Below are 12,576 nucleotides of genomic sequence, written 5' to 3'. Positions count from 1 at the left end.
TTATTCTCCCTCACATATAACTGCATTTGGACCAGTTGCCGGCTTCAAAACGGCAATCCAGATCTCAGGGTGTTTTTTGTAAGTCCGCTCATTTGGCATGGGCCAAAGAACCTTTTGCGGATCAGTGACGCACATTCCAGCGACCATGGTTTTAGGGGCTCTGTAATCGACGTAGATCGCGCCTTTGCTTTGGAGGTCTTCAACATCAACCCAAGGCGCTATTTTGAGGTCTGCTTTTTCGAAAAGTGACGAGCGGTGCGTTCCGTACCAAGCCACAGTTCCGCCCGGCCAACGACTGCCGACGGTATACTCAAACGGCTCGGTTTCGTGGCGGTGCCAATGCTCTTCCGCTAAGCGAGCCAGCGCCGAGCCATCATGCTGCATACGCGCTGGTTTGTTTTTCACGAAAGGTGAGAGAACAAAGATACCAATGAGAACAATGAGTAGGATGCCGTAAAGGACTGCCCATGCGCTCAGGAAACGTTCTTTGAATGAAGTGTTTTCTTGCTCCAAGGAGCTGGCAACAACACCAACGAGACCCGCAAATACGATACCAAGCGGGATTGACCACGCGGTCTTGATGTCTGCTCCAAGTAAAAGTGAGATTGCTGCAATAACACCGACAGGCCCAACAACAGCAAACAGGAATGGATCAGACCAAACCCGCCCTGTTAAAGTTTTCAAACCGGGACCAAAGCCAGTCTTCAGTCGCGCCCAGCCAACACCGATTGCGAGGGCCAGCAACATTGGGCCAACAGAGTAAATGAACTCCACGAGATACTTTAGGGGCATCAGCAAGTGTTGATACCACGCGGTTCCCTCACTCTCAGAACGGTTCATCGCATACTCGATTGGCAGGAAATCTGAGTTTACCAACCAAATCAGATGCGGTGTAAGTGCGATAAGGAAAATGGCGGCAGCAAAGTATGGCCCCGGTCGCAACAACAGGTCCCGCCGTTTCAGCAGAACCCAAAGTGTTGCGCTCATCAGGAACACACCAGCAATGTACTTTCCGTAGATGCCCCCTGCGCTGACCAGTCCAAACAATCCCCACCAGAGAAGGCTATCTTTCTCTTCTGCTTTTACAAACGTGAAGACCATCCAACCCCAAAATGGCAAGAAGCCCATGTTGACGTTGTATTCAATGGAGGTCAGTGTTGTAAAATGAGTGAGGAAAACAGCAAGTGTCGAATAACCGACAGCTTTCGCGCCGTATCGCTCTCCCACGATCAAGAGTACAGGCAGCACAGCCAAAAGAGTACATAGCTGAGATGCAGCGAAAACAATCCAGTCAGAACGCCCGAAGAGTTGCACGATGATGTCGATCATCCACGCAGATATTGGCGGGTGTTTATAGTAGCCGAGCTGCCACTCGTTCCCCCAATACAATGACTCAATCGCATCCAAAGGAAGATTGCTGGCAAACATAGATGGGATCACGGTGTAGATCACCAGATGCATTGCCAGGATCACCACGATGAGCCCAGTTGATCCAACATTAAGAGGAGCGAGAATGCTTCCTTTTGAAGCAAGCTCTGACTTTACGTAGTGCGCGTCCATAACAACCAATTGGGCTCAGTGAAATTACCGGAGCCTGAAATAACAATAAATTCGCCTAAAAATGGCAGTTTCCGTCGGTACAACTAACAGAGAGCCATACGAGTCTCTAGTTTCTTTTCGATAGAGCGGAGAGTTTTTAGGCAAGAGGTAAATCTCTGTGCCCTTTTAGTATCAATTTGACGAAGTAGGCGGATATATTTGCAGTAATCACACATTTCTTGAAATTGCGGAGAGCGCTTTGAGTGAGGAGTTTTCCCTCAAGTGGCGCGATCTACTTCTCATGATCTTCCCGTTTCCTACGCTGCGTTTCCGTGAGGGCTTGGGGATTTTGGGAAAAGGTGTTCTCAAACAGGGGTGTGTGAAGAAAGCTGTCGCGTTTTGGGTGGGGGTGTGGTTCTATCGTCTACTGTGATTTTCGGGGCTTCGTCTTTTCAGGGATACCTGCCCATTTTCTGAGTAGTTGCCATGCGCCAGTTCCTGCTTCCCATTGCGTCCTTGCTGCTGGGATCCGCCTTTCTGTTTTTTGCCGGTGGTGTAACCGGCATGCATTTGCCTCTACGTGGTACGTTTGAGGGGTTCTCTTCTCTCTCGCTCGGTCTGCTTGGTACGGGCTGGGCGATTGGCTATGTGACCGGCTGCTTAAGTGTGCCGAAGATTGTGCAGCGTGCGGGCCATATTCGCGCCTTTGGTGTGATGGCATCGCTGGCGTGTCTTTCTGTGCTTGCCTCGTCCCTTTTGGTTGACCCGATTGCATGGGTTGCTTTCCGCTCTCTGGCAGGTTTTGCCTTTGCCGGTGCGGCGATGATCGTCGAGAGCTGGCTGACGGAACGCTCCAACCCGGGCAACCGTGGCGTGATCTTTGGCACCTACACCATGGTGAACCTTGCTGCGACCACTGCTGGTCAGGTCGTGCTTTCCATGGGGCCGATTGATGGCTTTGAGTTCTTTGTCATCGCCTCGATGTTTTATGTGGTGGCGCTTATTCCTACCGCGGTCACCCGCACCCCTGCCCCAGCTCCACTGGCGCAGGTGAAGCTGGATCTGAAACGGCTGTGGCGGAACTCTCCAGTGGCCGTAGTTGCTGTTACGCTGACAGGCGTTTCCAACGGCAGTTTTGGCACACTGGCAGCGGTTTATGGTGGTCAGGTTGGTTTGCCAATTGCCAGTATTACGCTGTTTGTGAGTGCTTCCATTCTGGCTGGTGCTTTTGCGCAAGTGCCGATTGGCATGATCTCTGACCGCACGGATCGACGCTTTGTGGTGATTGCGATTGCCATGGTCGCTCTGGCGGCGGACTGCATCTTCTTGTTTGCTGATACCAGCAGCGCCAATATTGCCATTGCGTCTGCTGTGATTTTTGGTGCAGCGATCTACACCTTCTACCCTGTGCTGGTTGCGCACGCGAATGACCACGCGGATGCGGGGGATGCCATGCAGACCAGTGGTGGCTTGTTGCTGATGCTGGGTGTGGGGTCCATGATCGGGCCGTTTCTGGGCGGTGTGCTGATGAGCGTGTTCGGGTCGATCGGTCTGTTCATATCCACTTTTGCGGCTCATGCGCTCATTCTTGCCTTCACCCTGTGGCGCCTTACTCAGCGTTCTGCTGTGGCGGAGAGCGAGAAGAGTGTGTTTGTTCCTTCGGCTCCAACCCGCACAGCGACACCGCAAACGATTATTCTGGCGGACGAAGAAGTGGCCAAGGAAATGGAAGTGGACGAGATGTCGGAGCAACCTTCGTCTTAAGTGGTTTTGCGCAGGTATCCACCGGATGCCTGCGTTAACGAATAAATATGAGGTTAAAACTCCTATTTAAACTTGACTATAATTATCAGGTATACAATAGCTCGGAACACAACCGTTGCTTTTGCTAATCCTTTTGAGAAGTCAAGCTCATGAAAACCAATCTTTTCGCCGCTGCCATTGCTGGTGCCCTTTCCACACTTGTTGCCTTTGGTGCTTCTGCACGAGACGTCAAGCACGAGCTGGGCACCACCACCGTTCCTGATCAGCCACAGCGCATTGTTGTACTGGAGTACAGCTTTGTGGACGCTCTGGCTGCCGTTGGTGTGGCGCCAGTGGGTGTTGCGGACGACAAGAAGCGTGATCGCATCATCAGCGCGTACACCGACAAGATTGGCCATGACTGGGTTTCAGTTGGCACCCGCAAAACCCCAAGCCTTGAAGTGATTGCCTCACTGGGTCCGGATCTGATCATTGCAGATAAGACCCGTCACACTGCGGCTTATGAGAGTCTTTCTGAAATCGCGCCAACCGTCGTGTTTGATAGCCTTGGCGGCGACTACCCATCCGCGATTGCGCAGCTGGAAGCCATTGGTGCTGCTGTTGGCAGAGCCGATGAAATGAAAGCCCGCGTTGAGGCGCACAAGGCCGAGATGGCTGAGATTGGCGCGCAATTCAAAAATGCTGGCGACTACAAGATCCAGTTTGGTGTGGCGAATGCCAAGGGTCTGTGGCTGCACTCCCCTGTTTCCTACAATGGCTCCTTGCTGAAAGGCTTTGGTTTTGCCAGCGGCATGAAGTCAACCAATGGTGCGGTTTATGAATCCAACTATGTGAAGACCTCTCTGGAGCAGCTGTCTGCAGTGAACCCAGATATTCTCATTCTTGGTCCCTACGCCACACCGTCCTTTGCTGATGGCTGGAAGGGTGAAGCGCTTTATGAAAACATCAGTGCCGTGAAGAACAACCGTGTGTTCCATGTGGAAGCACATGTGTGGTCTCGTCTGCGCGGCATGGTGGCTGCAGAGATGACCGCCACTGATCTGCTTGAAATCATGAAGCAAGTTCAGAACTAAGATCCGCACATGCCATTGACTGCCATGTACTGGAGCCTTATGGGGATGGCGCTGCTCGCAGGAGCGGCGCTGTCCCTTGCCACAGGTGGCCGGCAAGATATCGGCTTTGATCAGATTCTGAGCGCGCTGTCTGCGCAGCTGGATGAGCAGAGCCTTTCCATAATCTGGGACATCCGTGCCCCACGTACTCTGATTGCTGCGTTGATTGGCGCTAACCTGGGCCTTGCCGGGTTGCTGCTGCAGGCCACAACGCGCAACCCACTTTCTTCTCCCTCCATCCTCGGTATCAACCAGGGCGCTGCTCTTGGTATTGCTATCGGGCTGGTGTTTCCATCTCTCGTGATCTTTAACATCGACACCATGGCCGTGCTGGGTGCCGCCTTTGCTGGTGGCCTGACCCTGACGCTTGCGGGTGGATTGAAGGGCACGCTCAGTGCTCTGCGCCTGATCCTTTCCGGGGTGGCTGTCAGTGCTTTCGCATTCGCGCTGGTGCGCTTTACGTTTACGCTGGACGACGAACTGGCGCTTTCCGTTATTCAATGGACAACCGGTGACATTGCCGATGTGCGCTGGAAGCAGGCCACGCCACTTCTGGTGTGGTGTCTGGCTGCCGGTGTGATGACATTCTTCATGTCTCACAAGCTCAATCTGATGGCGCTTGGGGAAGCTGCCTCGAAAGGGCTTGGGTCTGACCCACGTTTTACTCTGCTGTTCGGCATTCTTCTTGCTTCCATTTTGACCGGCGTTTCTGTGTCCGTGGCTGGCCCTGTGATGTTTGTGGGGCTCATCATTCCGCATTTATGCCGAGCCGGGTTTGGAACGGATCACCGTGTATTGGTTCCTGCCGTGATGCTGTGCGGCGCGACCCTGATGCTGGTTGCAGATGGCGTTTCCAAGCTGATCAACTTTCCTGAGGAGACTGCCGTTGGCGTGGTCTCGGCGTTGATTGGTGCACCCTATTTCCTTTACCTGACCATCACCGCCAAGGAGATTGACTGATGAGCGTGCTCTCCGAGACCTCCGCGCCTCCACAGTGGCGGGTGGACTTTAAAACCCATCGCAGCACCAAAGCGTTTCGCGTTCAGTTGCTTCTGTTCATTGCCTGCATCACTGCCAGCATGATCAGCCTTGGCATGGGCGCTGTCAGCATTCCGCTGGATGTCATCATCAACAGCCTGTTTGATCTTGAAGGACCAAAGCAGACTTACATCATCTGGAAGTCTCGTTTACCCCGCGTTCTGATTGCCCTTATGGCCGGTGCGAGCCTTGCTGTTTCCGGTGTGATTGTGCAGGCGATTGTACGAAATCCATTGGCGAGCCCGAAGATCATTGGCATCAACTCTGGTGCAGCACTGGCAGCTTTGGGAACGATCATGTTCCTGCCTGAGATGCCCGTCACCTACCTGCCCGTGGCAGCAGCTTTGGGCGGCATCGTTGCTGCCGTGATTGTTCTGTTTGCAGCTCACTTGCGTCAGGTCTCTCCTGCCCGTCTTGCATTGGTGGGTATTGCAGTTGGGATGGTGTGTGATGCAGGCGTTGATTACCTGCTGGTGACCGCTGCCACGCTGGAGATTTCCAATCCGCTTGTGTGGCTGACCGGCTCATTATGGGCGCGCACATGGGCACATGTGCAATCCATCTGGTTGCCACTGATCGGTCTGCTGGGTCTGACCATGGTGCTGTCCTATCAACTGGATCTGCAACAACTGGGAGACCAGACGGCGCGCGGTCTGGGCCAGAGCACCAACAAGATGCGGCTGTTGCTGCTGGGTGTTGCCACGTTGCTGGCCAGTATCTCTGTGGGCGTTGTGGGCGTGATCGGCTTTATCGGCCTTATGTCTCCTCACATCAGCCGGTCATTGGTTGGCGGCAGACATCGTGTGCTGCTGCCAACAGCTGCACTGGTGGGCGCCTTGCTGGTTGTTCTGGCAGATGCTGTCGGGCGTGCCATTGCGCCGCCGATTGAGGTTTCCGCAGGTATTTTGAGCGCCATGCTGGGCGCCCCTTATTTCATCTGGATCATGACCAGATCTCAAAAAGGACAGAGCGCATGAGCATCGTTCTTTCAAACGTGACTTCTGGCTACGAAGAGTTTTCACTTCAAAGCATCAATCTAACCATTCAGAAGGGCAGTTATGCGGCTTTGATCGGTCCCAATGGCTGCGGAAAATCCACGCTGCTGAAGACCATTGGGCAGATCAACAAGCTCAACACGGGCAGCATCACCGTTGATGGGAAGGAGATCCATCGGCTGCCTGCGAAAACCGTTGCGCGGCAGATTGCTTTTCTTCCGCAAAGCCCGGTTGTTCCGACTGGCATCAGCGTTGAGCAGCTGGTTGGTTATGGCCGCGCTCCGCATCAGTCCATACTGGGCATTCGCAGTCGCCGTGATGTCGAATTTGTTGAAGAGGCCCTGCACACATCCGGGCTTTACAGCTTCAAGGATCGCGCTTTGAAAGACCTTTCCGGTGGTCAGCGCCAGCGTGCCTTCATCGCCATGTGTCTGGCTCAGGATACGCCCTACATCATGCTGGATGAACCCACCAGTTATCTGGACATTCGCTACCAATACGAGACGCTGGACCTGCTCCAGCAGCTCAACAGTCAGGGCCGCACGGTCGTCGTCGTCCTTCACGACATCGCCCAGGCCTCCCGTTATGCCGACCACCTCATCGTCATGCGAAACGGCGCCCTCTTCGCAGAAGGCACCCCACACGATGTGGTCAGCCCCTCCCTGGTCAGCTCCGTTTATGAGATCGCAACCAACGTTTATGCTGATCCCGTGTCTCAGACACCCGTGGTGACACCTGTTTGAGAGGGAAACAGCTATCGCTAGCTGTCTTCCATGATCTGAGTGTAGATTTCAGGGTCGGTGACGCCTTCAGAGCCGATCAGGAGGATTCTGGAGTTTGGGGTAAGGTACAGCTCATGACAGAGCTCTGGGTCTTTGGAGGCTTCGATCACTGCGGCGAGGCCGGCGACGCCGCTTTCGCCTGCCTGGATGGCAGGGTCATTGCCATGGGGATGTGCAAGGCGGCGCACTGTTGGGACGATGAGGTCATCGCTGATGGTGAGGAAATGCGAGCATTCGCTGCTCAGGATTTCCCAGGCCATTGGAGAGGGAACGCCACAGGACAGGCCTGCCATGATCGTCTCTTCGTCAATTTCAACGGATGCGGCCTGCCGCTGCTTGGCACTTTCAAACAGGCAAGCAGCGAGGTCCGGCTCAACAATACAGACTTTTGGGGCTTCAGCCTTCCAGTGCTGCCGTAGTGAGGCAGCAACAGCAGCTGCCATGCCCCCTACACCAGCCTGCAAAAATACATGGGTCGGCGGGCTTTCTAGATCATTAAATATCTCGTGGGTCATGACCCCATAGCCTGCCATTACATCCCGCGGAGGCTCAGTATAGCCGGGCCAGGATGTGTCAGACACAACAAACCAGCCAGCGGCTTCAGCTTCACTCCGACACATTTCAACGGATGCATCATAGTCTCCATCGATGCGAATAACTTCTGCACCTAGCTCCTGCATCGCTTGCTCACGGCCCTCGCTGACTTCCGCATGAATGTAGATTTTGCAGGGCGCACCAAATCTCTGGCATCCCCAGGCAAGAGACCGGCCATGATTGCCATCGGTTGCGGATGCCAAGGTGATGCTGCTCACCTGATCTGCGTAGTGCCCGTTACGAATATCTGAGAGGGAGACTTCTTCTCCGGTGCGGCGTGATACTTCCCGCTGCAGCACACGCAATGCAGCATACGCCCCGCCTAGGGCCTTGAAGCTTCCAAGACCAAAGCGAGGACCTTCATGTTTGTAGAGGATCGCCCCTACCCCAACCTCCTGCGCCAAAGACGGCAGAAAAAATAACGGGCTGGGTGTATATCCTTCCCACTGGGTGATCTCGGCAATCGCCTGAGCGAAAGCAGTTTCGGGCAAAACGGAGAATGCTGCCGGGCCAAAATCAGGAGACCCCTGCGTATATGAGATGCTTTTAGACATAGGGATACTCCTGCTTACTTGCCTTTTGGGAGACGCTGCTTTGCCAACTCAGCCCAGAACCGAGCTCCTGTCTCCAGAAGCTCATCGTTGAAATCATAATCAGCTGCGTGCAAGGGTTTGGCGTGGGCGCCTTCCGTGCCGTTTCCCATCAAGAGAAAACAGCCGGGAACTTGTGCAGCAAAGTTTGCGAAGTCCTCAGAAAACGTCATGGAAGGGCGCGCACCGTCATGCTCCAGCCCCATCGTTCTGGCTGTTTCAATCACATGAGAAGCGGCATCGGCATCATTGATCGCTTCAATGAACTCCGTGCGGAACTCCACTGAAACATCGACACCATGGCTCACCCCAACACCCTCTGCAATCTGCCTCAGATGGGTCTCGACCTGTTTTCGGTGTTCCGGAGAGGCAGCACGGACTTCTCCCTTCAGCAGCGTGTGACCCGGTAAGACGTTGCGCTGACCATCGGTGATAAACTCTGTTACTGAAACCACAGCGCCAGAAGACGGTGGCAGCTTTCGGGAGACGATAGTTTGAAGCGCCAGAACCAGCTCGGCAGCTGGGGTCATTGTTTCGCGACCAGCCTGAGGCATTGAGGCATGTCCGCCCTGCCCTTTGATCGTGATCTCAAACAGACTTTCACTGAAGCAGATCACCCCTGCCCGGGTAGATATCCGCCCAACAGGTTCTCCCGGCAGGTTGTGCAGTCCATAGACCTCATCAATTGGAAACTGCTGCAAAACACCTTCGTCAATCATGGCCTGCGCACCTAGACCATGCTCTTCGTTGGGCTGGAACAGGAGCACAACTGTTCCATCAAACTCAGGAGATTTGGCCAGAAGCTCCGCAGCCCCCAAGAGTATCGTGGTGTGTCCATCATGGCCACAGGCATGCATCACGCCCTCATTGCGAGACCGGTGCGCAAAGTCGTTGAGCTCGGTGATGGGCAGCGCATCAAAGTCCGCACGTATGCCAATGGCTTTATGGCCGTTACCGGCTCTTAGGACACCAACGACACCTACGCCCTCATGGGTTTCAATGCCCAGATCACGCAGATGGCGCGCGATCCGTGCCTTGGTCCACTCCTCCTGAAAGCCAAGTTCGGGATTTTGATGAAATTCATGCCGAAGGGCCTGAAGACGATGCGCAAAGTCAGCCATGGAGTACTCCCGAGAGGCGGCATGCTGTAGTTCAATTGGTCGAATGAAAGAATACTTCATGTGTCGCGAAAAATGCGCTGAATATAAGCCCATGATATGCAATAATCTTTCACATGACACCTCTCGACTCATATGACCGCGCCATTTTACGCATACTCCAAGCAGACAACCGTACCTCCCAGCAGAAGATTGGAGAGGCCGTCAACTTGTCCGCCCCCTCCGTCCAACGCCGCATTCGGCGTATGGAAGCAGAAGGTGTTATTGCTGCCAATGTTGCTGTGGTTGATCCAGCAATGGTGGGCCTGCCGATCACCATTTTCGTTGAGGTAGAACTGGTCAGTGAACTACCAACCGATATCGACGCAGCCAAGCAAATCTTCCGCGATGCCCCGGAAGTCCAGCAATGCTTCTATGTGACGGGAGAGATTGATTTCGTATTGGTCGTCGTCGTTGAAAGCATGTCAGCTTACGAAGAGTTCACCCGCCGTATTTTCTTCAAAAACGGAAACATCAAAAAATTCAAAACCTTCGTTTCAATGGATCCGATTAAGACAGGGGTGAAGGTTTCGGTTTGATGGGGAGAGCTAGACTTACAGGTGGAGCCATATGCCGAACTAGCAACACACCAATTGTTTAGCGACTTACTATCTAACAATTTCAAGGAGATAAGTGGTGCCCGGAGGCGGATTCGAACCACCGACACGCGGATTTTCAATCCGCTGCTCTACCAACTGAGCTATCCGGGCCTGTCGCGTTGGGCAGTGTGCCCCGCTGAGGTGAGGGTCTTATAGGATGGGAAAGTTTGTCTGTCCAGCACCTCAAAGAGTTTTCCCAAAGGCTTTTAGGGGGTTAAATCTTTTTTTTCGCTGAAGACCTTGCAAGCAAGAATTCACCCTACAAAAAAGGGCGCTGGTGGAGCGCCCTTTTCATTCCGATATCTATGGATTTTAAACGGTGACCCAACCAGACTGTTCGTGGGATTTGGCCATGGACTGAACGAGGCCTTCGATGAAGATGCCGCGTTCGAAGTCGATCAAATGGCTTTCTTGCCCCTGCAGACTCTTCAGGATCTCATTGACTTCGATGATCTTCAGGTCGTTGAAGCCGAGGCCGTGGCCTGGAGCTGGGATAAAGCGGTCGTATGGCTCATGAGCCGGACCAGCCAGAATGGTGGTGTAGCCCTGTCCTGCGACATCGCCTTCGGCCTTGTAGACGTGCATTTCGTTCATGCGTTCCTGATCATAAACGATGGAGCCTTTGGAGCCGAAGATCTGTACGGCGATACGGCCTTTGCGGCCCCATGCGGAGCGGTTGAGCTGCAATGTGCCGTTGCCGCCGTTTTCCAGCTCAAACAGCACGGTGGCAGCGTCAAAGGTTTCTACGGTCTTATCGTTGCCGGATGCGTCCTTACGGGTCGCGTATGGCTTGGTCATGTGGCACATGACTTTAGCGATGCGCAGGTCCAGTGCCATAAGCAAAGACATGGTGTGTACGCCGAAGTCGTCCAGAGCACCGAAACCAGAAGCTGCACCACTCTTGATGCCCCATTCATCATCCGGGTTGGCCATGAAGTCTTCATCCATCTCAAGACGAATCTGAAGCACGTCCCCGATCTCACCTGAGTTGAGCAGGTCGCGGATGCGGCGCATCATCGGGTTCTGGATGTAGTTGTAGCCGAGGAAGGTTTTCTTGCCGGACTTGCGGGATGCTTCGAGCATCTTCTGGGCATCTTCAAAGGAAGGCGCCATTGGCTTTTCGCAGTAAACGTGCTTGCCAGCTTCCAGAGCTGCAATCGCCATTTCCGGGTGGAACTCGTTCGGCGTGGTAATCGAGATAATATGAATATCAGGGTCAGCCAGCATATCGCGCCAGTTGCCCGTTGACTTGGCAAAGCCGAAGTCTTTTGCGCGTGCAGCTGCCAGCTCTTCATTCACCTCAGCAAGCGTTACCAGTTCTGGCTTGAGCTCACCACCAAACACACCGGATACGGCATTCCATGCCAGAGCATGACATTTGCCCATATATCCGGTTCCAATCAGACCTACGCCGATTTTTTCCATCTCAGTAATCCTGAAAGTGCTCCCAGAGCGAAGCGGGTTCTTGTTCTTAATTGGTTCCCACAGAACGCGCTTTGAAACGGAGCATTGCTAGAAAGAAGGAGCGGCATGATCGGGTAATGCCGCTCCTCAATGTGCCATTGAACAACCTGTATGTTGCGTATGCCTGGACCGAGAACTGAGTTTAGTTCCCGGAAATACGCATCACACGGTGCCGCCCAATGATGCCTCCAGACTGGCAAGCTCCTGCCCGCCAGCCATCAAGTCTTGTAGTTCCTCAGCGGTGATCTCGCCCTTCTTCGCAGTGCCGAGGGTTTTGCCCCGGTTCAGCACTGTGAAGCGATCCCCCACTGCCATGGCGTGACGTACATTGTGCGAAATGAACACGACGCCAACACCTTTCTTGCGGACTTTATCCATGGTCGAGAGCACGTTTGAAGTCTGACGTACGCCCAGAGCAGAGGTCGGCTCATCAAGGATGAGGACTTTCGCACCGAAGTACACGGCGCGTGCAATTGCGACTGTCTGGCGCTCACCGCCGGACAGTGTGCCCACGGCCTGATCCGGTTCACGCAGGTTAATGCCCATCTTGGACATCTCTTCCATGGTCACTTCGTTAGCGTACTTGTGATCAAAGTAAGAGATTGGTCCGAACTTCTTGACCGGCTCGCGACCCAGCCAGAAGTTGCGGGTGATGGACATGAGCGGGATCATGGCCAGATCCTGGTGCACCGTTGCGATGCCAGAATTCATTGCATCGCGCGGGCTTTCAAAGACCTGTTTCTGACCATCAACGAAGATCTCGCCCTTACTTGGCTTGTGCACGCCGGACATGGTTTTGATGAAGGTGGATTTACCTGCACCATTGTCACCAAGCAGACAATGCACTTCACCGGGCATGACAGAGAAGGAAACACCAGCCAAAGCAATTACGGAACCGAAGTGCTTTTCGATGTTCTTCATCTCTACGATAGGTGATGTCAT

At 53.8% G+C, this 12,576-nt stretch carries 11 protein-coding genes and 1 tRNA gene; 6 read left to right on the top strand and 6 right to left on the bottom strand.

The annotated features are described in order from the left end of the window. A complete protein-coding gene (locus AC3CB2_RS02280) occupies positions 1–1,560 on the bottom strand; it encodes a glycosyltransferase family 39 protein (protein ID WP_352931768.1) in 1,560 nt (519 codons plus the stop codon). 465 nt (positions 1,561–2,025) lie between these two features. Here AC3CB2_RS02280 and AC3CB2_RS02275 point away from each other — a divergent pair, with 465 nt between their 5' ends. The 5 genes from AC3CB2_RS02275 (at position 2,026) to AC3CB2_RS02255 (ending at position 7,191) form a co-directional block, all read left to right on the top strand. Further along, positions 2,026–3,303: an MFS transporter gene (locus AC3CB2_RS02275; protein WP_352931162.1), complete on the top strand. Its 1,278-nt coding sequence runs from the start codon at positions 2,026–2,028 to the stop codon at positions 3,301–3,303. Positions 3,304–3,452: 149 nt separating this feature from the next. Continuing rightward, positions 3,453–4,376 (top strand): ABC transporter substrate-binding protein, encoded by a 924-nt coding sequence (locus AC3CB2_RS02270; RefSeq protein ID WP_352931164.1) that lies wholly within the window; start codon positions 3,453–3,455, stop codon positions 4,374–4,376. Between the two features lie 9 nt (positions 4,377–4,385). Next, positions 4,386–5,375, top strand: coding sequence for a FecCD family ABC transporter permease (locus tag AC3CB2_RS02265; protein WP_352931166.1), 990 nt, complete (start codon positions 4,386–4,388; stop codon positions 5,373–5,375). Further along, the gene (locus AC3CB2_RS02260; protein ID WP_352931168.1) at positions 5,375–6,430 is read left to right on the top strand and encodes a FecCD family ABC transporter permease; all 1,056 of its coding nucleotides are present in this window, start codon (positions 5,375–5,377) and stop codon (positions 6,428–6,430) included. Before AC3CB2_RS02265 ends, AC3CB2_RS02260 begins: the two co-directional genes overlap by 1 nt. Further along, positions 6,427–7,191 (top strand): ABC transporter ATP-binding protein, encoded by a 765-nt coding sequence (locus tag AC3CB2_RS02255; protein WP_352931170.1) that lies wholly within the window; start codon positions 6,427–6,429, stop codon positions 7,189–7,191. Before AC3CB2_RS02260 ends, AC3CB2_RS02255 begins: the two co-directional genes overlap by 4 nt. A gap of 17 nt (positions 7,192–7,208) precedes the next feature. Here AC3CB2_RS02255 and AC3CB2_RS02250 read toward each other — a convergent pair whose 3' ends face one another. Both AC3CB2_RS02250 and AC3CB2_RS02245 read right to left on the bottom strand, forming a co-directional pair. Then, positions 7,209–8,378, bottom strand: a complete 1,170-nt coding sequence (locus AC3CB2_RS02250) for a diaminopropionate ammonia-lyase (RefSeq protein WP_352931172.1) — start codon at positions 8,376–8,378, stop codon at positions 7,209–7,211. 14 nt (positions 8,379–8,392) lie between these two features. After that, a complete protein-coding gene (locus AC3CB2_RS02245) occupies positions 8,393–9,535 on the bottom strand; it encodes an amidohydrolase (protein WP_352931174.1) in 1,143 nt (380 codons plus the stop codon). A 113-nt stretch (positions 9,536–9,648) separates the two neighbouring features. Here AC3CB2_RS02245 and AC3CB2_RS02240 point away from each other — a divergent pair, with 113 nt between their 5' ends. Then, positions 9,649–10,110: an Lrp/AsnC family transcriptional regulator gene (locus AC3CB2_RS02240; protein ID WP_352931176.1), complete on the top strand. Its 462-nt coding sequence runs from the start codon at positions 9,649–9,651 to the stop codon at positions 10,108–10,110. 95 nt (positions 10,111–10,205) lie between these two features. Here AC3CB2_RS02240 and AC3CB2_RS02235 read toward each other — a convergent pair. The 3 genes from AC3CB2_RS02235 to AC3CB2_RS02225 all read right to left on the bottom strand — a co-directional run bounded on the left by AC3CB2_RS02235 (position 10,206) and on the right by AC3CB2_RS02225 (position 12,576). Beyond that, a tRNA-Phe gene (locus AC3CB2_RS02235) sits at positions 10,206–10,281 on the bottom strand. A gap of 201 nt (positions 10,282–10,482) precedes the next feature. After that, positions 10,483–11,595, bottom strand: a complete 1,113-nt coding sequence (locus AC3CB2_RS02230) for a Gfo/Idh/MocA family protein (RefSeq protein ID WP_352931178.1) — start codon at positions 11,593–11,595, stop codon at positions 10,483–10,485. Between the two features lie 201 nt (positions 11,596–11,796). Next, positions 11,797–12,576, bottom strand: coding sequence for an ATP-binding cassette domain-containing protein (locus AC3CB2_RS02225; protein ID WP_008549691.1), 780 nt, complete (start codon positions 12,574–12,576; stop codon positions 11,797–11,799).

It is taken from the genome of Pseudovibrio sp. SCP20, assembly GCF_057774105.1.
Note: the sequence above shows the minus strand (reverse complement) of the source record. Positions and strands in the feature narration are given on the sequence as shown.

What these genes read in the sequence shown, in the direction of transcription:
- AC3CB2_RS02280 (WP_352931768.1), bottom strand. Translation starts at nt 1,560, where the DNA reads ATGGACGCGCACTACGTAAAGTCAGAGCTTGCTTCAAAAGGAAGCATT.
- AC3CB2_RS02275 (WP_352931162.1), top strand. Translation starts at nt 2,026, where the DNA reads ATGCGCCAGTTCCTGCTTCCCATTGCGTCCTTGCTGCTGGGATCCGCC.
- AC3CB2_RS02270 (WP_352931164.1), top strand. Translation starts at nt 3,453, where the DNA reads ATGAAAACCAATCTTTTCGCCGCTGCCATTGCTGGTGCCCTTTCCACA.
- AC3CB2_RS02265 (WP_352931166.1), top strand. Translation starts at nt 4,386, where the DNA reads ATGCCATTGACTGCCATGTACTGGAGCCTTATGGGGATGGCGCTGCTC.
- AC3CB2_RS02260 (WP_352931168.1), top strand. Translation starts at nt 5,375, where the DNA reads ATGAGCGTGCTCTCCGAGACCTCCGCGCCTCCACAGTGGCGGGTGGAC.
- AC3CB2_RS02255 (WP_352931170.1), top strand. Translation starts at nt 6,427, where the DNA reads ATGAGCATCGTTCTTTCAAACGTGACTTCTGGCTACGAAGAGTTTTCA.
- AC3CB2_RS02250 (WP_352931172.1), bottom strand. Translation starts at nt 8,378, where the DNA reads ATGTCTAAAAGCATCTCATATACGCAGGGGTCTCCTGATTTTGGCCCG.
- AC3CB2_RS02245 (WP_352931174.1), bottom strand. Translation starts at nt 9,535, where the DNA reads ATGGCTGACTTTGCGCATCGTCTTCAGGCCCTTCGGCATGAATTTCAT.
- AC3CB2_RS02240 (WP_352931176.1), top strand. Translation starts at nt 9,649, where the DNA reads ATGACACCTCTCGACTCATATGACCGCGCCATTTTACGCATACTCCAA.
- AC3CB2_RS02230 (WP_352931178.1), bottom strand. Translation starts at nt 11,595, where the DNA reads ATGGAAAAAATCGGCGTAGGTCTGATTGGAACCGGATATATGGGCAAA.
- AC3CB2_RS02225 (WP_008549691.1), bottom strand. Translation starts at nt 12,576, where the DNA reads ATGACATCACCTATCGTAGAGATGAAGAACATCGAAAAGCACTTCGGT.